The sequence below is a fragment of the Rhizobium sp. WW_1 genome (assembly GCF_003610155.1).
Classification (GTDB): domain Bacteria; phylum Pseudomonadota; class Alphaproteobacteria; order Rhizobiales; family Rhizobiaceae; genus Rhizobium; species Rhizobium tropici_A.
Genome location: NZ_RAIN01000016.1, coordinates 79,800 through 98,839 on the forward strand (window position 1 = coordinate 79,800; position 19,040 = coordinate 98,839).

The 19,040-nt window shown below is 58.6% G+C and carries 16 protein-coding genes; 8 read left to right on the forward strand and 8 right to left on the reverse strand.

Going from position 1 to position 19,040, the window contains the following annotated elements; translation table 11 throughout:
* Nucleotides 1–53 precede the first annotated feature (53 nt).
* Genes tssI through BJ928_RS30895 form a run of 4 tightly spaced genes read left to right on the forward strand, consistent with a single transcriptional unit; the run spans nt 54 to nt 5,546 of the window.
* On the forward strand, nt 54–2,378 hold the full coding sequence (gene tssI / locus BJ928_RS30880; RefSeq protein ID WP_047635152.1) for a type VI secretion system tip protein TssI/VgrG: 2,325 nt from the start codon (nt 54–56) through the stop codon (nt 2,376–2,378).
* Between the two features lie 6 nt (nt 2,379–2,384).
* Nucleotides 2,385–3,452, forward strand: a complete 1,068-nt coding sequence (locus BJ928_RS30885; protein ID WP_047635154.1) for a DUF2169 domain-containing protein — start codon at nt 2,385–2,387, stop codon at nt 3,450–3,452.
* Nucleotides 3,452–5,044, forward strand: a complete 1,593-nt coding sequence (locus BJ928_RS30890; RefSeq protein ID WP_052227885.1) for a DUF4150 domain-containing protein — start codon at nt 3,452–3,454, stop codon at nt 5,042–5,044. Before BJ928_RS30885 ends, BJ928_RS30890 begins: the two co-directional genes overlap by 1 nt.
* Nucleotides 5,045–5,057: 13 nt before the next feature.
* Nucleotides 5,058–5,546 carry a hypothetical protein gene (locus tag BJ928_RS30895; protein WP_147413959.1) on the forward strand — a complete coding sequence of 163 codons (489 nt, stop codon included), beginning with the start codon at nt 5,058–5,060 and terminating at the stop codon, nt 5,544–5,546.
* Nucleotides 5,547–5,740: 194 nt separating this feature from the next.
* Here BJ928_RS30895 and dhaL (BJ928_RS30900) read toward each other — a convergent pair whose 3' ends face one another.
* The 8 genes from dhaL (BJ928_RS30900) to BJ928_RS30935 form a co-directional block, all read right to left on the reverse strand.
* On the reverse strand, nt 5,741–6,406 hold the full coding sequence (dhaL, locus tag BJ928_RS30900) for a dihydroxyacetone kinase subunit DhaL (protein ID WP_047635156.1): 666 nt from the start codon (nt 6,404–6,406) through the stop codon (nt 5,741–5,743).
* Between the two features lie 55 nt (nt 6,407–6,461).
* On the reverse strand, nt 6,462–8,558 hold the full coding sequence (locus tag BJ928_RS30905; protein WP_082011964.1) for a bifunctional sugar-binding transcriptional regulator/dihydroxyacetone kinase subunit DhaK: 2,097 nt from the start codon (nt 8,556–8,558) through the stop codon (nt 6,462–6,464).
* A gap of 133 nt (nt 8,559–8,691) precedes the next feature.
* A complete protein-coding gene (gene dhaL, locus BJ928_RS30910; RefSeq protein ID WP_047635157.1) occupies nt 8,692–9,333 on the reverse strand; it encodes a dihydroxyacetone kinase subunit DhaL in 642 nt (213 codons plus the stop codon).
* A gap of 13 nt (nt 9,334–9,346) precedes the next feature.
* Nucleotides 9,347–10,339 carry a dihydroxyacetone kinase subunit DhaK gene (locus tag BJ928_RS30915; protein ID WP_047635158.1) on the reverse strand — a complete coding sequence of 331 codons (993 nt, stop codon included), beginning with the start codon at nt 10,337–10,339 and terminating at the stop codon, nt 9,347–9,349.
* Between the two features lie 33 nt (nt 10,340–10,372).
* Nucleotides 10,373–11,146, reverse strand: a complete 774-nt coding sequence (locus BJ928_RS30920; protein ID WP_047635159.1) for an SDR family oxidoreductase — start codon at nt 11,144–11,146, stop codon at nt 10,373–10,375.
* Between the two features lie 59 nt (nt 11,147–11,205).
* Nucleotides 11,206–12,195, reverse strand: a complete 990-nt coding sequence (locus tag BJ928_RS30925; RefSeq protein ID WP_047635160.1) for a substrate-binding domain-containing protein — start codon at nt 12,193–12,195, stop codon at nt 11,206–11,208.
* 84 nt (nt 12,196–12,279) lie between these two features.
* Nucleotides 12,280–13,284: a sugar ABC transporter permease gene (locus BJ928_RS30930; protein WP_047635161.1), complete on the reverse strand. Its 1,005-nt coding sequence runs from the start codon at nt 13,282–13,284 to the stop codon at nt 12,280–12,282.
* Nucleotides 13,285–13,340: 56 nt separating this feature from the next.
* Nucleotides 13,341–14,819, reverse strand: a complete 1,479-nt coding sequence (locus BJ928_RS30935) for a sugar ABC transporter ATP-binding protein (RefSeq protein WP_047635162.1) — start codon at nt 14,817–14,819, stop codon at nt 13,341–13,343.
* A 416-nt stretch (nt 14,820–15,235) separates the two neighbouring features.
* On the opposite strand from BJ928_RS30935, the gene BJ928_RS30940 reads away from it, so the two are divergent.
* The 4 genes from BJ928_RS30940 to BJ928_RS30955 all read left to right on the forward strand — a co-directional run bounded on the left by BJ928_RS30940 (nt 15,236) and on the right by BJ928_RS30955 (nt 19,032).
* Nucleotides 15,236–15,820, forward strand: coding sequence for an NADPH-dependent FMN reductase (locus tag BJ928_RS30940; RefSeq protein WP_047635165.1), 585 nt, complete (start codon nt 15,236–15,238; stop codon nt 15,818–15,820).
* 197 nt (nt 15,821–16,017) lie between these two features.
* Nucleotides 16,018–17,139, forward strand: coding sequence for a site-2 protease family protein (locus tag BJ928_RS30945; RefSeq protein ID WP_047635166.1), 1,122 nt, complete (start codon nt 16,018–16,020; stop codon nt 17,137–17,139).
* Nucleotides 17,140–17,273: 134 nt separating this feature from the next.
* Nucleotides 17,274–17,990, forward strand: coding sequence for a FadR/GntR family transcriptional regulator (locus tag BJ928_RS30950; protein ID WP_047635170.1), 717 nt, complete (start codon nt 17,274–17,276; stop codon nt 17,988–17,990).
* A 64-nt stretch (nt 17,991–18,054) separates the two neighbouring features.
* A complete protein-coding gene (locus BJ928_RS30955) occupies nt 18,055–19,032 on the forward strand; it encodes a mannonate dehydratase (protein WP_047635172.1) in 978 nt (325 codons plus the stop codon).
* The last annotated feature ends 8 nt before the right edge of the window (nt 19,033–19,040 follow it).

The window sequence follows — 19,040 nt, forward strand, 5'->3', positions numbered from 1 at the left end:
ATCCGGTCGCTCAGGATCGGTTTTGACACAAGGCAAAAAGCGAGAAGCGTTTTATGAACGATCAGCCGTCGGCCAATGATTTCATCCAGGCGACCCGAAATCTCCGGGTCGTTTCGCCGCTTGGCACGGACCAGCTCCTGCCGGAGCGAGTGATGATAACGGAAGGCGTATCGTCGCTTTTCGACATCCGGCTTTCCGTACGCGCCAAGCGTGAGGTCATCCAGCCGCAGGACCTGATCGGGCGTCTGATCGATGTCTCGCTTGAAGTTCAACAAGCCGAAGATGGCGGAGATGGTGTTCGCCGCCCTTTCAACGGTCTCGTGACAGCACTTCAGGAGGGACCGCCGATCACGCGCGGCCTGCGCTCCTATTCGATGGTCTTGAAACCGCAGATGTGGCTGCTGTCACAGCGCTCCGACTGCCGCATCTGGATGGATAAGACCAGCCTCGATATCGTCGAGACCCTCTTTTCCGAGCACGGAATTCCCGCTCCGGATGTTTCCGGCGTCGTCACGCCACCTCCACCGCAGCATTATTCCGTGCAGTGGAACGAAACGGATCTGGATTTTCTGACCCGCCGCTTCGAGGAGGACGGCCTCTTCTACTGGTTCTCGCATGAGGAAGGCAGCCATCGCCTGCATGTCGCCGACGGCGCCAATTCCTGGCTGGGACCGTCTCCCTCCGCGCTGGGCGAGGGCAATGTGCGTCTCGCTCAGGGCTCGACGGATCGCAACCACATCAACGACTGGATGAAGCATTACGCCTATGTTCCCGGCCAGCGCGCCGGCGCCGACTGGAATTTCGAGACGCCGCAGATGGTGCCGGGCACGACCACGCCGTCGCTGATCCAGATGCCGGGTGCGATGAAGCGGGAACTCTACGAATATCCCGCCCGTATTTCGTCGGTCGCGGAAGCCGAACGTGCGCAGAAGTTGCGCATGCAGGCAAGCGAAGCCGATCACAATCGGGTCGTCGGGCGCTCATCGTCACGCATCCTTGAGGCCGGGCGGCGCTTCACGCCCTATGAAGTCGCGCATCCGGAGCATGTCTACGAGGAGCACGTCATCATCCGTGCGACGCATTTCGCGGTCGATCCCTCCTATGAGACCAACACGGACCAGCCCGAATACACCAATGAATTCGAAGCCGTGCCGTCGCGCGTCGCGATGACGCCGCATCGCAACACCGAGCGGCCGCGCATCCGCGGCACGCAGGTCGCAATCGTTGCCGGGCCTTCCGGAGAGGAAATCCATCCCGACCAGTACGGCCGCATCAAGCTCTGGTATCCATGGGACCGCCGCGCCAAGAAGGATGGTTCGGACACATGCTGGGTGCGCGTCGCCCAGAACTGGGCCGGCGGCACATGGGGCGGCCAGGTCATTCCGCGCATCGGCATGGAAGTCATGGTTGCCTTCATCGACGGCGATCCGGACCGGCCGCTGGTGACCGGCGTGGTGCCGAACCCGAGCAACGGCGTACCTTACGATCTGCCCACAAATAAGACCCGCATGGTCATGCGCTCCAACACGCATAAGGGCACCGGCTTCAACGAAATGACCTTCGAGGACGATGCCGGCCGCGAAAACATGTTCTTCCACGCCCAGAAGGACCAGACGACGCGCATCCGCAACGACCGCACCAAACGCGTCGACCGCCACGAAGTCGCCTCCATCGGCGGCAACCGCGCGGTCGAGGTGAGTGGCAACCAAAAGCACGAGATAGGCGGGTCGGTGAATACCGTGGTTGGCGGTACCGGTCCGATGGCCATGGCGCTGATGGGGGCGGTGCAGGGGCTTTCGGGACAGACGGCTGGGTTGCTTTCCCAAGCCGGTCAGATTGCTGGTGGCGGGGGAGAAGGACTGGCCGCATTCGCAGGCACAATTGCCTCTTCGGCCTTGGGCTTCCTCGGATTGGGAGGACTTGGCAGCCGCGAAGGCGTGGTTTCCGGACCGAATCCGAGAGCGGATGCGGGAACGAGCCTGTCCGGTTCCGGCAGTGGTCTAGGCGAGGCGGCAGGCGGCCTCTTTCCGCTCCCCGGCATCATGAATACGGTCGTCGGGTCGTTCAAATCGGATACCGTCGGCGTCGCAAGGGTTGAGCAGATTGGTGTGAGCAAGGTCACGCATGTCGGCCAGACGTCGCTCGAAAAGGTCGGAAAATTCAAGAAAGTGATCGTGGGCGACGAGTTCGTCATCGAATGCGGCGCATCCAAATTCATCATGCGCCAGGACGGCACCGTCATCATTCTGGGGACGCATTTCAACTTCACGGCATCCGGGCCGACGCAAATCAACGGCAAGGTCGTCGATCTCAACAAGCCGGGCGGCGGTTTCGCCGAGGCTTCGCCGACATCGTCGGATACGACGGCGCAGGGCTGAAGCGCCATGTCGGTCGACAATCGCACACCTTTTCCGGCGCTCGCCTTCCGGCAGTACAATCTGGAAGGAGAACTTGCTGGCATCGTCGTAGCCAGAGGCACGTTCAAGTTAACGGATGGCGGTCCGCTTCTGATTGCCGAAGAGCAATATCCCCTGGTCATGTCGGATACCTATGAGGGTGACCCGCATAAAACGCAGCAGCTGGCTTGTACCGACTTGGCGCCTTTCAAACCAGGAACCGATGTGACCTTTCTCGGTGCTGCCTTTCCACCCGACGGGGAGGCTTTATCATCCTGGAATTGCGGCTTAAAGGTCGGACCCGTTAGCAAGCGGTTGCGTGTGCATGGCCCCCGTGTCTGGCGCGCCCATACTCGCAAGACCTGGCGCGGCCTTCTCGACAGCACCAAGGAGAATGCTCTTGATCATTGGGAGCTGACGGAGGGAGAACCGATCAAGTATCTGCCCTTGGATTGGAAGCTTGCCTTTGGCGGCCCCGGCTCGAACGAGAAGGGGGCGTCGCTGGCAAAGAACCCGATAGGGAGGGGTGTGGTCGCTCAACAAGACTATCTCGATGCATCGGAATGGCCAGCGCCACAAATTGAAGACGAGGCGCGGCCCGTCTTGTCTGTCGATGACCGACCGGCTCCGGCGGGGTTGGGCTTTCTATCTCCATTCTGGAAGGATCGGGCAGAACGCGCGGGAACCTATGATGACGCCTGGCTGAGGGAACGGCATCCGCTTCTACCCAGAGATTTTGACTATCATTTCTGGCAGGCTGCGCATCCCGACCTGGTAGCTGAGCCATGGCTTCAAGGCGACGAAGAGTTCGAGTTGGAAAACCTCCTTCCGCAGCGAAAGACGTTAAAAGGCCGCCTTCCGCATATCGGACTTTATGTCGAAATTGATCAAAAGTCGAACTCACCCGAAGGGTGGATGGTGCTCGATGGCGTTCATTTCGACATGCGCCCAGGTGTCGGCCGCGTTTTTCTCACATGGCGCTGCAATTTTCCTTGGCCGGAACGAGTGGAGCTCCCCAGGATGAGTATGGTCGACCTTTCTGAGGGTGTTAGCTGATGGCCGACAACCGACCCGCGGAAAGCCCGCCGGAACCAGAGCCTTTAGAGTACATCCGGATCGATCCGACCAACGAGAACCCGCTGCCGCTCCCTGGCAAGAAAGCTGTGAAAGGTCCCAGGGTAAAGCCCACGGCGCCCGATCCCGCGCCGCCGGAGATCATACCAAAAGAAGATACCGCGCTGGCGATCGTCACCTCACCGGACGTATGCCGATCACCGGAGCATCCGATCCCCTACATGACATGGGGAAAGGGCTCGGATAATCAAAACTATTCGCCTGATGTGCGCGCCAATGGCCAGGTGATCAAGCTCCAGAACTCGAAGTTTTCTTGTTGTTACGGGGATCAACCGGGCGTTGGGCGCGGCATAAAATCCAACACCGTTGGCGATGTTGTCGAGCCTGTAACGTCGTCGACGATCGTCAAGGCGAATGGTCAATGGGTTCAGCGCCACACGGACCGTTGTACGCTTAACAAGGGTAACGCTCCCGGTGAATATGTTTATGTCAAGTCGACAGAGACCGACAAAGCACCTGATGGAAAGGACAAGCAAGATAAGACGCGGGACGAAAAAATCGCGGATTATGCGGATTCCAGGCATTATCGCCGTGCTCCGGATGGCGGATGGTATACCGATCCGAACAGCACGAATGGCTGGGTTTCCAATGACAAGCTTGGGGAGGAAATGGACTATGTGAACAGCGGCCGAGGCAATATCCAGCCGCTCTCACTTGGTTCAGGCCCATCGGAGATAAAGGCCTACACACCCTCATGGACGGAGAAAATTGAAGGCTCCGTTCAAGATGGGCTTATGTCCATGGGCATGGGCACATACCAGGCTGGTGAATATGGCCGGAAAGTAGGTGGCTTGGCTGGCTTTGTGCCCTTCGTGGGAAACGCCCTTTCGTATGACGATGCACGCCGCTCCTTCGCTTCGCACAACTATCTGCTGGGAAGTATTCAGTCAGCCGGTGTTCTCATTGGCTTCGGCCCCGGACGGCTGGCCGAAAAAGGTTTGGAAAAGGGTGCGGAAAACATCGTCGAGAAGCAGCTTGAACGGGCTGCCGCAAAAAAGTTGGAAGAGCAGGCCGCAAAAGAGGCGGCCGAGGCCGCGGCGAAGAAAAAGGCCGATGAAGCTGCGGCCATTGCGACCGAAAGCGGTGCTAAAGGCGCGCGAGTTACGCAAACCGGCTCTTACAAAGATTTGCGTAAACAATTGGAGGGAACAGGTAAACAAGCAAATCACATGAATCAAGACGCGGCGTTTCGCGATGTGATTCCGAGTGACGAAGGTATCGCAAATGCGATGTCAGGAAATGCATTTAAAGATGTAGGATCACCGCATTACGAGTTCCACAAATCTTTGGAAGGTTTCTGGAATCAGTATCGCAAGGGAGGAGCTTTAGAGGGAGCGCGCCCAACTATAGGTGAATATGATAATGCTCTACGCGAGGCATTGAAAGCTGGAGGATACTCATCTTCCGAAGTGGATAACTTGGCCGGGTTGGCCGCACAGAATCGCGCAACCTACGGCTTGAACACAGATAGCCTGGTGCCTAGAATACCAGGACGCATAAATCAATCGAAGTAGCATGGAGAAACTCTTGTCGGAGCCCAATCCCCGTACAATTGCGACGTTAGATAAGCTGGATTCTATTGAATGGTTTTCGAATGTCGGAAAGAGAGACCAGACTTACGCTGAGTACGTAAACTCGTGGGATGAAGCCCTAAAATCCTGCTCGAACACTGAGTGGGAAGACCTTACTTCAGAAGCTGCAAATCAGTTAGCGGAGCGAGTGAGAGAGAAGAGTTTGGATAGATTCAATCAATGGAATTCCATCTTGAAGGTTGTCAAGCCATTTTCTGATGCTTTGGTCGCAGACAAGTCTGAGCATATTTCGGTATCAAATAAGCTTCCTGATACATTTCTGAACTGTGTTAGATGGGACATATTCCATTTGTGCATGGAGGCTGAATATTCTGATCTGGTGGAGCCAGCATTTTTTTCCTCTCTTTCGTTTTATTATTTCAAAGGTCATTTTCCCTGCGGGTATTCCGGCCCCTTTCCGAAGGGCCGGTTCGTTATTTATTGACTTTGACGCACTGGCTATCAATGACTATCGAATTTGATGTTTTTAGGATATCGCATCCAGAGCCAAGTGTGGTTTCTATCCCTATTGGCGTCACTGCGTCACGAACCTCTGAAGTATTCTCCTGTGTTTTCAGCAAAGCCAAGTATTCTTGCAATCTCTTATGATTGCCCAGCTCGGCAGACATCTGATGAAATTCATCTTCGTTCAACTGACGACTTTGCCTCCACAAACGTCTCTCGCATCGCCCGCAGAATAATCACCGCCGAGGCCGCCCCTGGATCAACATGTCCCAGCGACCTTTCCCCCAGCCGCGCCGCGCGACCGCGGGCGGCGACCATGGAGCTTGTGGAGTTTGCGCCCGTTTCGGCGGCTTCGAGGATGGCGTTCCACATGGGGGTGACGTCGCGAGAATGAGCTTTTGCGTTGACGGCAGCTTCGGCGGCAGGAATCCAGGCGTCGAGCATGGTTTTGTCGCCGCGCTGACCCTTGCCGCGCTGCTGGATGCCGGCGCGCATCTCGTCGACGATCATGGCTTGGCAGGCTGTGGAGAGGGATTCATCCGTCTTCAGCGCCTGCGAGGCGCGCCGGAAGGCCGTGGCATAGAGCGGGCCGGTCGAGGCGCCGACGGCATCCAGGAAGGCGGAGGCCGCGACGGAGAAGATTTCCGAGGGTAGCGCCTGTGCAAGATCGAGTTTTGCCAACTCGGCATTCACGGCCATGAAGCCGAGGGACATGGTGATGCCGTGATCGGCGTCGCCGATGGCGCCATCCAGCTCGGAGAGTCTATCCTTCTCGGCGTTGATCGCGATCGATATGCGCTGGAACATGGTGCCCAGGCATCGCGCGGCTTTTTCCGACATCGTCTTCCTCCCGCTCCCGGCCATTTCTGTTGTCGCCGGGCACATTCTTATAGGTTCATCCGACCTTCAAGGCGAAGGTGTCGCATGGATGGTGCAGCATCTCGGTCAATTCCTGATCGAGATGCAGGATGGATATGGACGCGCCGACCATGTCGAGCGAGGTGCAATAATGTCCCACCCAGTTCGCCTCGATCTTGATGTCCTTGGCGTTCAGCCGCTGCTCGACGCGGCGGAACAGGATATAGAGCTCCATCAATGGCGTCGCGCCGAAGGAGTTGATGAGCACGGCCACCCGGTCGCCCGCGGCCGGTTTCATCTCAGAAAAAATCCGGTCCATCACGCGGTCGGTGATCTCGTCGGCGCTCATCATCTTTTCGCGGGTGACGCCGCGTTCGCCGTGAATGCCCATGCCGAATTCGATATCGTCGGGCCCGATCTCGAAATTGTGTCGCCGCGTCTGCGGCAGCGAGCAGGGCTCCAGCGCAACACCCATGGTAAAGGTGCGGTCATTGGCCTTGCGCGTTATCGCCTCGCAGGCGTCGAGCGACAGGCCTCTGTCGCAGGCCGCGCCAGCAATCTTGAAGATGAAGAAGTTGCCGGCAACGCCACGGCGTCCCTCGCGATCCTCGATCGGCGAAGAGGAGATATCGTCCGTTGTTAACACGGTGCGGACGTCGATCTGCTGCTCCTGCGCCATTTCCGCGGCCATTTCGAAGTTCATGACGTCGCCGGCATAGTTGCCATAGACGAAGAGCACGCCTTTCCCGCCGGAGGAGGCCTTGGCGCATTCGAGGATCGGCGTCGGTGGCGGCGAGGAAAAGATGTTGCCGATGGCGACAGCATCGGCAAGTCCTTTGCCGACATAGCCGAGGAAGCAGGGCTCGTGCCCCGTGCCGCCGCCGATTACGAGGCCAACTTTGCCCTTCCTCGGGCCGTCTCGAGCCACCAGTGCCCGGTTTGATCCCTTGATCGGTACGATGTGCAAGGCATGCGCCTTGACGATACCCTCGAGCATCTCGTCGACGGCGTCGTCGGGGTTGTTGAGGAATTTCTTGATGTGCGTCCGGTAGCTGCTGGGCAGGGCGACGCTATTGTCCGCTCGCGGGCGCTGCTGAGCTTTCGGGTCGAACTCGGTGACGCCGTCAGCATTGAGGATGCCGCGGCCTGTGGCTGCATCGGTAATCAGCACATTGATATAGCCACCGCGCAAGGCGGCGAGGATTGCCGGCACCTTGTCGAAACCGCCGGCGACGGCGATCCGCAGGCCGATGGATTTCAGCATATCAAGGGAGATGCCGATGGTGCGATCGTCAAGCGGCCCGGCAATCGGTTGTCCCTTAGCATCGATGAAGCGGCCGGCGAGAACGCCGACTGCGTTCTTGGCAAGATAGTCCTGCAGCGAGACGGATTCAAAGAAGCCGCTGCTGTGGATCGTCGAATTCGGCCTCAGGGATGCCACCCCGAAGATCGCCTTGTTCGCTTTGGCGAGTGTCGCAAACTGGTCCTCGATCAGCGGCTCGCGCAGCAGGGTCTCCCGAACCTCCGGGGCGGAAACGATCGCGGGCGCCGTGATATTGACGAGCTTGCCGCCCGTCGCGTTCGCGAAGGCGGCTGCGCTAAGTTCCGGCGTGTAGGCAAAGCGGGCACGCGTGCCGCCGGTTGCCTGGACGATGGTGACGTCCTGCAGGTTCGGCACATTGGCTTGTTCAGCGACGGCAAGAACGGTTCGGCCCCAGGCGACGGCAAGCGTGTCACCAGATTTAAGAAGCCTGGCAATCGCCTGCGCACCGGCGGTTCCAAGACGATCGATCAGAGGCCGTGAGCCGTCGTCGCTGGGCACGACGAGACAGTCGTTGAGGCCGAAATGCCGCTTGAGCTCCTGGGCGATGGAGAGCGAACTCAGGCGGGACGGCTCGAGCGAAATATTGACGATGCCTCGGCTGCGGGCATCGGCAAGATAGCTGTTCACGGTCGCACGGGAAATGCCCATGATTTCGGCGATATCGCCCTGGGTCTTGCCATCTTCATAATAGAGCCAGCAGGCCCAGACGTATGGGTCGTCGCCATAGCGCAGCGGCATGCTGTCGGACGTATCAGGCACGCCCGCTTTGCTTGCACTATGTTTACCGACCGAAGATGCCTTGCCTGTCATGACGATTCACTGTTCCCATTTTCCGCCAGAAGATGGAAGCATTGGAGCAGGTTTGCAAATGCTTCTTCTTCGAAGGGAGCGGCGCGCGACCCCGTGGTGGAGCACGAGATCGCGCAGCCTTGGGAGAGCCTTGTTATTGAAGGCGCGCGCGCGCGCCGTCTGAAAGCTCCTTCAGAATGATCGCGCAAGAGGTCGCGCCCGCATCCAGCACGCCAAGCGAACGCTCGCCCAGCCTGCTGGCGCGGCCGATCTTGGCCACGAGATTGATCGTCGAGTCACGACCGGCCTCGGCGGCTGCGACCAATGCGTCGAGTGCATCGGCGAAAGATTTGCCGGTCGCATCGGCGGCGTCGAACGCTTCGATCGCCGGAACCAGCGTGTCGAGCAGCGTCTTGTCGCCGACCTTGGCCGATCCGATCGACTGAATGCCTTCGAGCCCGGCATGCAATGCCTTGCTGTAGGCTGAGCTATCGATGGCTTCCATGCCTTCCAGTTTCTCGGCGATCTCGGTGAACATGACGCCGTACAGCGGACCCATGGAGCCGCCGATTTCGGTCATCAGCACCGTGCCCAGCGTGTCGAGCGAGGCTGACAACGACTGGTCCTTGCCCTTCAGACGTTCGGCAGCCATGCCGAAGCCTTTGGCCATGTTGACGCCATGGTCGCCGTCGCCGATCTTGCCATCGATCTCGCTAAGATAGGCACGGTTCTCGACGATGCGATCGGCCATCGCCAACACGATGTCACCTGATGTTGCGTTGTTGAATGTCTGCATGCGTGCGTCCCCCTCAGAGCAGCGTCGTGCATTCGACCTCGACGTCCAAAAGCTCTTTCAGCTCCTCGTCGAGTGCCAGCACGGTGAGCGTCGCGCCGACCATTTCGAGCGACGTGAAGTAGTTGCCGATATAGGTCTTGTAGATCTTCAGGCCCCGTTCGGAGATCTTCGCCTCGATCGTATCGTTGAGGATGTAGAGTTCGTTGACCGGTGTCGCACCGAGACCCGATACGAGGACGGCCACTTCCGTGCCCGCCGCCAGATTATGGTCGTCGAGCACGATCTGGCACATGTCCTCGGCAATCTCTGCAGCCGTCTTCAGCGGCTCGACGCGAACGCCGGGCTCCCCGTGATGGCCGATACCGACTTCCATCGTGCCGGGCTCGATCTGGAAATTCGGGTGCCCAACGGCGGGCAGGGTGCAGGGACCGAGGCCGATGCCGACGGAACGGCAATTGTCGATCGCCTTTTGTGAGGCGACACGCACTTCCTCGAGGCTTGCGCCCTTGGAGGCCTTGGCGCCTCCAACCTTCCACATGAAGATTTCGCCGGCGACGCCGCGGCGCTTCTCGCGCTCCTCGGGCGGTGCGGAGCAGACATCGTCGTTGGCAACAACGGTCGCGACTTCGATGCCGTCCTTGGCGGCTAGCTTGATGGCCATCTTCACATTCATGTTGTCGCCGGCATAGTTGCCATAAAGGCAGATGACGCCGCGGCCGCCGTTGGCTTCGCGAATTGCGTCATGGAAGCTCTTGGCCGTTGGAGACGAAAAAAGCTCGCCGACCGCGACCGCATCCAGCATGTTCTTGCCGGCATAGCCGATGAAGGCCGGCTCATGGCCCGAACCGCCGCCGGTGATCACGCCGACCTTGCCGGCATGCGGGGCATCCTTGGCAACGACGACGCGCGGATTTCCTGCGAGACGGACGATGTCCGAATGCGCTTTGATGAAGCCTTTTACAGTATCTTCAACGACTTCATCGGGGTTGTTGATGAACCGCTGCATGGTCTCTCCTGTCGAATTGTCGAGCGTTTGCGCTCAAAGAATGGTGTAGCCGCCGTCGATCAGCAGATCGGCGCCGTTGATCATCTCCGCGCCGGACGAAGAAAGGAAAACAGCCGCGGCTGCGATCTCCTCCGGGAAAGCGAAACGACCGGTCGGGATGCGCTTCTTGGCTGCCTCGCCCTTTTCACCGGCCCATGCCTTCTTGCCGAGCTCCGTCAGTACGATCGTCGGCGAAATGGTGTTGACGTTGATGCCGTGCTTGCCCCATTCGGCGGCGAAGGTCTTGGACATGCCGATCACGCCGAACTTGGAGGCGCAGTAGGCAACATGCTCTTCGATGGCGACGGTGCCCGCCTGCGAGGCGAGGTTGACGATTTTGCCACCCTTGCCGGCGGCAATCATGGCGCGGCCGACAGCCTGCGTGACAAGGAACGTACCCTTGAGATTGATGTTGATCGTCTTGTCCCAGTAGTCGAGCGGCAGATCCTCGGCGGGGGCAAGGAAGACGACACCAGCGCTGTTGACGGCGATATCGATTCCGCCAAAGTGCGCGACGACATCGCTGACAGCCTTGTTGACCGAAACGGGATCGGAGACATCGCAGACGAATGCCTCAGCGCCGCCGCCGATTTCAGATGCCTTGGCCTTCGCCATGTCGACATTGATATCGAGAACGGCGACTTTTGCGCCCTTGGAGGCAAATGCCGCAGCAACGGCCGCGCCAATGCCGGAACCGCCGCCCGTCACAAGCGCTATCTTGCCTGAGAGCGGGAAGTTCAAATCGATGTCTGGGGATGTCTCGGTCATCTTTTTCAAGCCTCTGTCTTGGGGGAAGCGGGGCGAAAACTCGCCCCGCCGCATTGATCTTACTTGCGGGTTTCAAGCAGCTTGTCGACGTTTTCAGCCGTTACCGGGGTCCACGGAACGTTGTAATTCTTGTCCTTGCCGTCATTGAACGGCATGGCCGGATACTGTTCCCAGATCTTGGATTCCGGCTTGTAGTTGCCCTTCTTGGCGGCAAAGATCGCGAGATCGAGGGCGCCCTGGGCCTGTGCGCTGGCATCCTGCAGGATGGAGGTCATCGTGCCTTCCTTGACGGCATGGAGCGCATCGGTGATGCCGTCGATACCGGCAATGGCGAAGTCCTTGACGTTGAGCTTGGCAGCCTTGATCGCCTCGATGGCGCCGAGGGCCATCTCGTCGTTCTGGCCGATAACACCATTGATCTGGCCAGGGTGCGAAGTAAGCCAGTTTTCCATCAACGTCTGGGCTTCGGCACGCGACCAGTTTGCAGTCTGATCTTCCAGCACCTTCACGTTCGGGCACTCGGCAAGCGCCTTCTTGTTGCCTTCCAATCGCGAAATCTGCGCCGACTGGCCGATCGGGCCTTCGAGGATGACGACGTTGCCCTTGCAGCCGATCTTGTCGAGCACGGTCTTGGCTTCCATGTAGCCGGAGATCGTATCGTCGGAGCCGACATAGGAGGTCAGGAGATCAGAGTTAACGCGGGTGTTGGAGCCGACGACCGGGATGCCGGCGTCATGAGCGGCCTGAACGGCTGTCGCTGCAGCCTCGATATCGATCGGCACGAAGATGATCGCGTCGAACTTCTGCGTGATCATCGTGTTGACCTGTTCCTGCTGCACGAGCGCATCGTAACGGCCGTCGAAGATGGTCAGATCGACATCACCGTTCTTGACGGCGGGATGTTCTTTGAGCGCTGCTGACCAGATCTGCATGAACTCGGCATTGAGGCCGTAGGGCGCGGCGCCAATCTTCAGTTTCTTATCCTGGGCGAGGGCGGGTGACGCCAGAAGTGCGGTTGCGGCAGCAAGAGCAATCAATAATTTCTTCATTATAGTCTCCTCCGTTGAAAGTCCGGCCGTCGCCTTGACGCGCCGTTTGGTTTTCCGAGTGCGAACACCGGAATTTCTTTGGGCTCAGCCGCCCAGATTTCGCTTTTGATCGAGCATGACGGCGCCGACGATGAGCGCACCCTTGAGGACCTGCTGGTAGTAGGACTGGATGCCCATGAGATCGAGGCCGTTGTTCATGACGCCGATGATCAGCGCGCCGATCAGCGTGCCGGTGATGCGGCCGACACCGCCGGAAAGGCTCGTGCCGCCGATGACGACAGCCGCGATCGCGTCGAGTTCGTAGGCAATGCCGGCTTGCGGCAGGGCGGAGCCGGTCCGGGCGGCAAGGATCATGCCTGCCAGCCCGGAAAGACCGCCGGAGATCACATAGACCAGGAAGCGCAGCTTGCTGACATTGATGCCCGAGGTGATGGCTGCATGCGGGTTGCCGCCGACAGCATAGATATAGCGGCCGAAGCGTGTACGGTTCAGAACCCACCAGGCGACGATGAAGACGAGGGCAAGCAGGATGACCGGCATCGGGATCGACAGCACGCTGCCGGTGCCGATCCAGCGGAAATCAGGGGTCAGTGCCGGAACCGGCTTGCCGCCGCCATAGATCAGCGTCAGGCCGCGCGCTGCAGAGAGCATGCCGAGCGTTGCGACGAAAGCGGGGACGGCAAAGCGGGAGACGATGAGGCCGACGACGGCTCCGCAGGCAACACCGACCAGCAGACCGACGGCGAGCGCGACATAGGGCGGATAGGGTGCGCCGATGATGCCGGCCGTCGCCGAGGTCGTCGCAAAGCTGGCGCTGACGATGCCGGTCAGCGCGACGACCGAGCCGACGGACAGATCGATGCCGCGCGTCAGGATGACGAAGGTCATGCCGATCGCCAACACGCCATTGATCGAGGTCTGCAGCAACACGTTGGAAATATTGCCAGCCGTCAGGAAGTACTGGTTCGAAAAGGAAAGGACGACTGCGAGCAGCAGGAAAGCGAGAAAGATCCCGTATTCCTGAATAATCAACCTGCGCCGGTCAGAGCTGAACCAGGAGTTGGACTGATTGTTGTCAGTGGCGGACATTGCAAATACCTCTTGTTGCCGGGCGCTTCATTCTTGGCTTCTTGCTCTTGTCGCCTTCAGGTCGACAGATGCACGAGCGATTGCGCGTCGGCCTCCTCCCTCTTGAGAATTCCGGCAGAGCGGCCCTGGCGCATCACCAGGATGCGGTCGGACATGCCGAGAACCTCGTCTATTTCGGATGAGATCATGATGACGGTGCCACCTTCGGCGGCGAACTCGCAGATGATGCGATAGATTTCGCGCTTGGCGCCGACATCGACGCCGCGCGTCGGTTCGTCGAGTAGCAGCACTTTCGGCTTGCGCAGGAACCACTTGCCGAGCACGACCTTCTGCTGATTGCCGCCGGAAAGGCCTGAGACCGGCATGCTGTCCCGCGCCGCCTTGATGCCGAAACGCTGGATCATGTCCTGGCTGGCGCCGGCCTCGGCCCGGCGATCCATCGAGAAACGCGGGCTCATTTCAGGCAGGCTCGCAAGGCAGATGTTGTTGCGGACGCTGTCGATCAGATTGAGGCCGGTCAGTTTGCGATCTTCCGTGACGAAGGCGATGCCGTGCTGCATGGCTTCGGCGGGCTTGCGAACGACGATGGGGTCGCCGGCAAGCTTGATCTGGCCGCTGCTGACTGCATCGACGCCGAAGATGCAGTTGAAGATTTCGGTTCGGCCCGATCCCATCAGGCCGTAGATGCCGAAGATCTCGCCCTGGTGGGCGGTAAAGGAGATGTCGTTGACCTTGCCTGCTGCGGTCAGGCCGGCGACTTCCAGGCCCGGCGTCGCCGTCGGTACATTCGTCTTGATGTATTCCTCGCCAAGCTCGCGGCCGACGATCATGCGGATGAGGCCGGGCCGATCGATATCGGCAAGAGCGCCGCTACCGACATAGGAACCATCGCGGAAGGCGGTGTAGGAATCGGCGATCTGGAAGATTTCCGACAGGCGGTGCGAGACGTAGACGACGCCTTTGCCCTCCGCCTTCAAGCGTTCGATGGTCGCAAACAGCTGCTGCGCTTCCTTCTCGCCGATCGCCGAGGTGGGCTCGTCCATGAAGATAACTTCGGCATCGTGGCTAAGCGCTTTGGCGATCTCGACCAGCTGAACCTGGGCAACCGAGAGGTTCATCATGAATTGCGTTGCGCGGATGTTGAACTGCAGCCGGTCGAGCAGCGCCTGCGCGTTGCGGTTCATCGTCTTGAAATCGATGCCGCCAAAGCGCGCAGAGGGCTCACGGCCAAGATAGATGTTCTCCGCAACCGTCATGTGCGGAATGGGGCTTAATTCCTGCTCGATGATGGCAATGCCGGCGGCAAGCGCTTCGGCCGGGCTTGCATAATCGACGTCCTTGCCGCGGCGGCGAATGGAGCCGGCATCGCGCTTGTGAATGCCCATCAGGATCTTGAGGAAAGTCGACTTGCCGGCGCCGTTGCCGCCGCAAAGGGCGTGAACGGAGCCGGGCCGCAGCTGAAAGCGCCCATCGCGTAGTGCCGCAACGCCGCCAAAGGACTTTTTCAGCCCCTCCACTTCAAGCAGGAATTCCACTTTCCCCTCCGCACTCCGGATGCCGGAGCAAGATCGAATGCGATCAGCGATCTCTATTCCGTATCGATGTTGACAATATTCGATTTGCTTTCGACAAATGTCAATATAGCGATTTTGAATTCGTGTGGTGACGACTTCCGGTGCCGATGTTGATGAGCAGTGGTGCCCGATAAAGAGCTTCAAAAACTTTTGTAAGCACTTGCAAATATTTAGAATTTTCGCGATGATTCCGCGAGAAGATTGCTGTGGTCGAACGGGGGTGGAACATGCTGTTTCGATCGTGCTGAGACGTGTGCAGCGTTCGCAAGAATGCACTGATTGTGTGGAAAAAACCGGTTGTGGATGCGGAGATTCCGCTTAATTCTAACGCTCAGCGCAGTTCCGACTGATGGCGTCGGCAGCCGGGTGAGATAGAGATGCATCAATCAAAAATGACCATTCTGTCATGCAGCATGGACCCGGAAAGCCGGAGCAGTCTGATTGCTCGTGAAGCGGAAAGGCTCTTGCTGCAAAGGCAATGTGATGTCGATTTTATCGACCTACGCGAGCTTGAGTTGCCCGTATTCGATAACTCGAATTGTTACGACCATCCATCCTACGAAAGGCTTTGCCGTGCTATTCGCGATGCGGATGGCGTGCTGTTGGCCGTACCCATCTACAATTGGTCTGTTGGCAGTGCCGCCAAGAGTCTGATCGAGCTTACGGGCGCGACGGGGGCGGGCGGTCGAAAATCCGCCTGGTTCGACCAGATCGTGACTTTCGTCTGCTCCGGCGGGCTTCCTCACAGCTACATGGCATATGGAAGCTTGGCCATGTCGCTGATGCTCGATTTTAAATGCGTGATCAATCCCTATGTCGTTTACGCTACGGAACGGGATTGGGTGGATGGCACTGTGTTATCCGATACTCTTGCGGCAAGGTTGCGTAAGACGATCGAGGTCAAGCTTGAATTGTCATCGAGATTGAGTTCCAGAACTTATTCTTCTGACTGGGAAATCTGACCGAGCGTCCTATGCTGATTTTTCTTCGGGGTCTGCCAAGCGAATGCTGCGTCGTATGATGACTCAACGTTGACCGTGAGGGCACAATGGTTGACCCTCGGCAATGAAATTGGGGATAAGAAATGACGCCAAATATCCAGGGCGCGGCAAAGCGGGCGCAAAGGGTAACCACGGAACGAGAAGCCTAGGGGGAGATAATGCTTTTGTTCGCTCTCGCCCTCTCTTCCCTCGCAGCAGGCGCTTGGATAAGCCTGCTGCTCCATGAGGGCGCTCATGCCGTCGTCGGGCGGCTCACTAAGCTGCAGATAAGAGAAATTCGTGTTGGTCTCGGACCGATCTTGCTCCGTCTTTATCTGTTCGGGATCGATTTTCGTCTTGCACCATTGCCGATATGCGGTAGCGTCAAGATATTCCAACCGATGCGCCCTTCGAAATATTCGCGGCTTGCCTTCGTCACCGCTGGGCCGGCGATGGATCTTCTCTTGCTTGCCGTCCTCGTTGCGGCATTGATGTATAATCGAGATTCTGAATTTGCGGGCGCTGCTTTGGTGCCTGCCATCATGTTCCAGATCTGGATGGTCTTCCGGAATTTGTTGCCGCGTCATTGCGTGATCTACAGCGAGCATTTGCCGAACGATATGCTGTCTGCCTGGCGGATCTTAGGGGAGAGAAACGATCCCAACAGGCTCTATCGCGAAGGCTATCTGAATGCATTGCGCCCTTATAGCGAGGGAGATACGCCGCCGTTTGAACTCGGCGATCGCTCCGATCGGATCGCCTCGTTTTGGCTGGAGGCGGCAGGTTCGTCCCACGATAGAGTTCAGGAGGCGGTCACCGCGCTTGAGCGCGAGTTGTCTTTTGCTAAATCGCCGCCGGAACGGCTTCTGATAATCGAGAGCATAGCCATTACTATCCTTGCCGGACGAGCCAGGGACTGCGATGGTCGCCTTGATCTGCTGACTGCCGAGGCGGTCGCGCTTCGGCCTGACCTTGCGACGCTGAAGGGCACGCGGGGTGCAATACTGGTGCAATTGGGTCGCTATGAAGAAGCGTCGATCATGCTTGCCGAGGCGGAAAGCAGTGACGATTACAACCGATGCCTGACGACGGCGTTCCAGGCATTGGCGAAATTTCGATTGGGTAGACGCGATTTGGCGGCAAAGGAGTTTGCGGCATCGGCCGCCATTTTAAATTCCCACGATTGGGCGGGCTGGATCGGCGTTGAGATAATGACCAACATAGGTAGTGAAATTGGCTACTTCCCCTTGGGAGACGATGCCGTGTTTAAATCGCATATCACAGGCACGTTACCGTCCTGAGCCATTCGTCATGGCAGTAACGATACTCGTTGTTTGAGTTTTCGCACAGATTGCATTTAAGACATGCGATGCTAGAGTTAAGTCATATTATGATCTAGCAAAGAGTGTAGGGGCAGCTGCGGCTGAAATTGAGAATGACGACACATGTCCGGGGGCGGCAGAGGCTTGCGCAGAGGGTCATCGATGAGCTGCGCACGCAGATCGAGGCCGGCAAGCTTCGTGTTGGCGACCAGCTTCCGACCGAGCCTCAGCTTGAAGCTACCTTCGATGTCAGCCGGACCGTCGTGCGCGAGGCGATTGCCGACTTGCGCGCTGCTGGTCTGGTCAAGCCGGTTCAAGGCAAGGGCGTATTCGTATCCGACACTTCGGCGCGCTCCGGCCTATCACTGACGCCGGTCGAGATTGGCAGCATCCCCGAAACGCTGGAGCTATTGGAGTTCCGCATGGCGACGGAAGGCGAGGCGGCGGCGATCGCAGCCTACCGCCGGACGGCCGAGCAGGAGGCCGCAATAGCTGCCGCCAACCGCAAGATGGCGATGCTGATAGAGCAGGGGCTGTCGACCGTCGAAGCCGACTATGCGTTTCATATGGCGATTGCCGCCGCCACCAATAATCGCTTTTATGTCGATGTGCTCCGGCATTTCGGTCAACGGACCATCCCGCGCGGCCAGTTCCCGACATTGCCTGAGGCAAGTGATCGCGCCTATCTTGAGAAGGTTCACGCCGAGCATGCGGAGATTCTGGCCGGGATTGCCGATCAGGATGCCGATCGTGCCCGCCAGGCCATGCGTGCCCATATGATGGCAAGCCAGCGGCGCTATCGCCTGCTGGCTGACCTGCAGCCGCAATAATGCTCGACAGGCAATTCAAGTCATATTATGTCATATGATATGACTCTCCTGGGAGGTATGGCAAGTGTATTTGGGAACGCAGGTCGAGGCACGCGATGACGACGACTATCGGGTTTTCGCGCAACTGGGGGTGAAGCATATTTGCGCGGATCCGCCGGGAAAGCCCGAGAGCTGGACGCTGTCCGATCTCGAACGGCATCGTGACAAGGTGGAGAGTTTCGGGCTCATTCTGGACATGATCCAGCTTCCCTTGCCGTCGCAGCCGATCGAAAAGGCTTCCTATCCAGATATCTTGCTTGCCGGGCCGGATCGCGATCGACAGATCGATGCGGTCTGCAGGCTTATCGAGGACGTGGCGGCGGCCGGCATTCCCTCCGCAAAATACAATCTCAATCTAATCGGCATTCCACGGACACCGGACGAGCCGGGCAGGGGAGGTTCGCTGAATGCAAGCTTCCGTTGGGAAAAGACGAACCATCAGGCTGCACCTGGTCTCGCGGGCGTTCTGTCGGAAGACGAGAACTGGGAGCGGATCGATTATTTCCTGGAGCGGGTCGTCCCTGTTGCGGAAAGTAATCGCGTTCGTCTTGGCTGCCATCCGCATGACCCCTATACACCGCCGGGCTACCGCGGCGTCACGCGCGTCCTCGGCTCGGTGGAGGGTTTGAAGAAGTTCGTGCTGATGCGCGAAAGCCCTTATCACGGGCTGAACTTCTGCCAGGGATCGATCGGCGAGATGCTCGACAATCCCCGCGAGGAGATCGATGACGTCATTCGCTGGTTCGGTACGCGCGGCAAGATCTTCAACGTCCATTTCCGCAATATCAGGGGCGGCAAGCTTTCCTTCATGGAGACCTTCCCCGAGGAGGGAGACATGGACATGGTCCGCTCCGCGCGTGTCTACAAGGAAGTCGGCTATCGATACATGCTGATGCCCGATCACGTGCCGACGCTCAGCGGCCGAGATCCGACCGGCGTCGCGTTTGCCTTTTGCTACGGCTATATCGCCGCTCTCCTGCAGACCCTCGAACAGCAGCTTTGAACCTTTAA

Coding starts and splice junctions, on each gene's coding strand:
- BJ928_RS30930 (WP_047635161.1), bottom strand. CDS start 13,284: ATGTCCGCCACTGACAACAATCAGTCCAACTCCTGGTTCAGCTCTGAC.
- BJ928_RS30915 (WP_047635158.1), bottom strand. CDS start 10,339: ATGCAGCGGTTCATCAACAACCCCGATGAAGTCGTTGAAGATACTGTA.
- BJ928_RS30885 (WP_047635154.1), top strand. CDS start 2,385: ATGTCGGTCGACAATCGCACACCTTTTCCGGCGCTCGCCTTCCGGCAG.
- dhaL (WP_047635156.1), bottom strand. CDS start 6,406: ATGTCGGAAAAAGCCGCGCGATGCCTGGGCACCATGTTCCAGCGCATA.
- BJ928_RS30940 (WP_047635165.1), top strand. CDS start 15,236: ATGCATCAATCAAAAATGACCATTCTGTCATGCAGCATGGACCCGGAA.
- BJ928_RS30950 (WP_047635170.1), top strand. CDS start 17,274: ATGACGACACATGTCCGGGGGCGGCAGAGGCTTGCGCAGAGGGTCATC.
- BJ928_RS30920 (WP_047635159.1), bottom strand. CDS start 11,146: ATGACCGAGACATCCCCAGACATCGATTTGAACTTCCCGCTCTCAGGC.
- tssI (WP_047635152.1), top strand. CDS start 54: ATGAACGATCAGCCGTCGGCCAATGATTTCATCCAGGCGACCCGAAAT.
- BJ928_RS30905 (WP_082011964.1), bottom strand. CDS start 8,558: ATGACAGGCAAGGCATCTTCGGTCGGTAAACATAGTGCAAGCAAAGCG.
- BJ928_RS30945 (WP_047635166.1), top strand. CDS start 16,018: ATGCTTTTGTTCGCTCTCGCCCTCTCTTCCCTCGCAGCAGGCGCTTGG.
- BJ928_RS30925 (WP_047635160.1), bottom strand. CDS start 12,195: ATGAAGAAATTATTGATTGCTCTTGCTGCCGCAACCGCACTTCTGGCG.
- BJ928_RS30890 (WP_052227885.1), top strand. CDS start 3,452: ATGGCCGACAACCGACCCGCGGAAAGCCCGCCGGAACCAGAGCCTTTA.
- dhaL (WP_047635157.1), bottom strand. CDS start 9,333: ATGCAGACATTCAACAACGCAACATCAGGTGACATCGTGTTGGCGATG.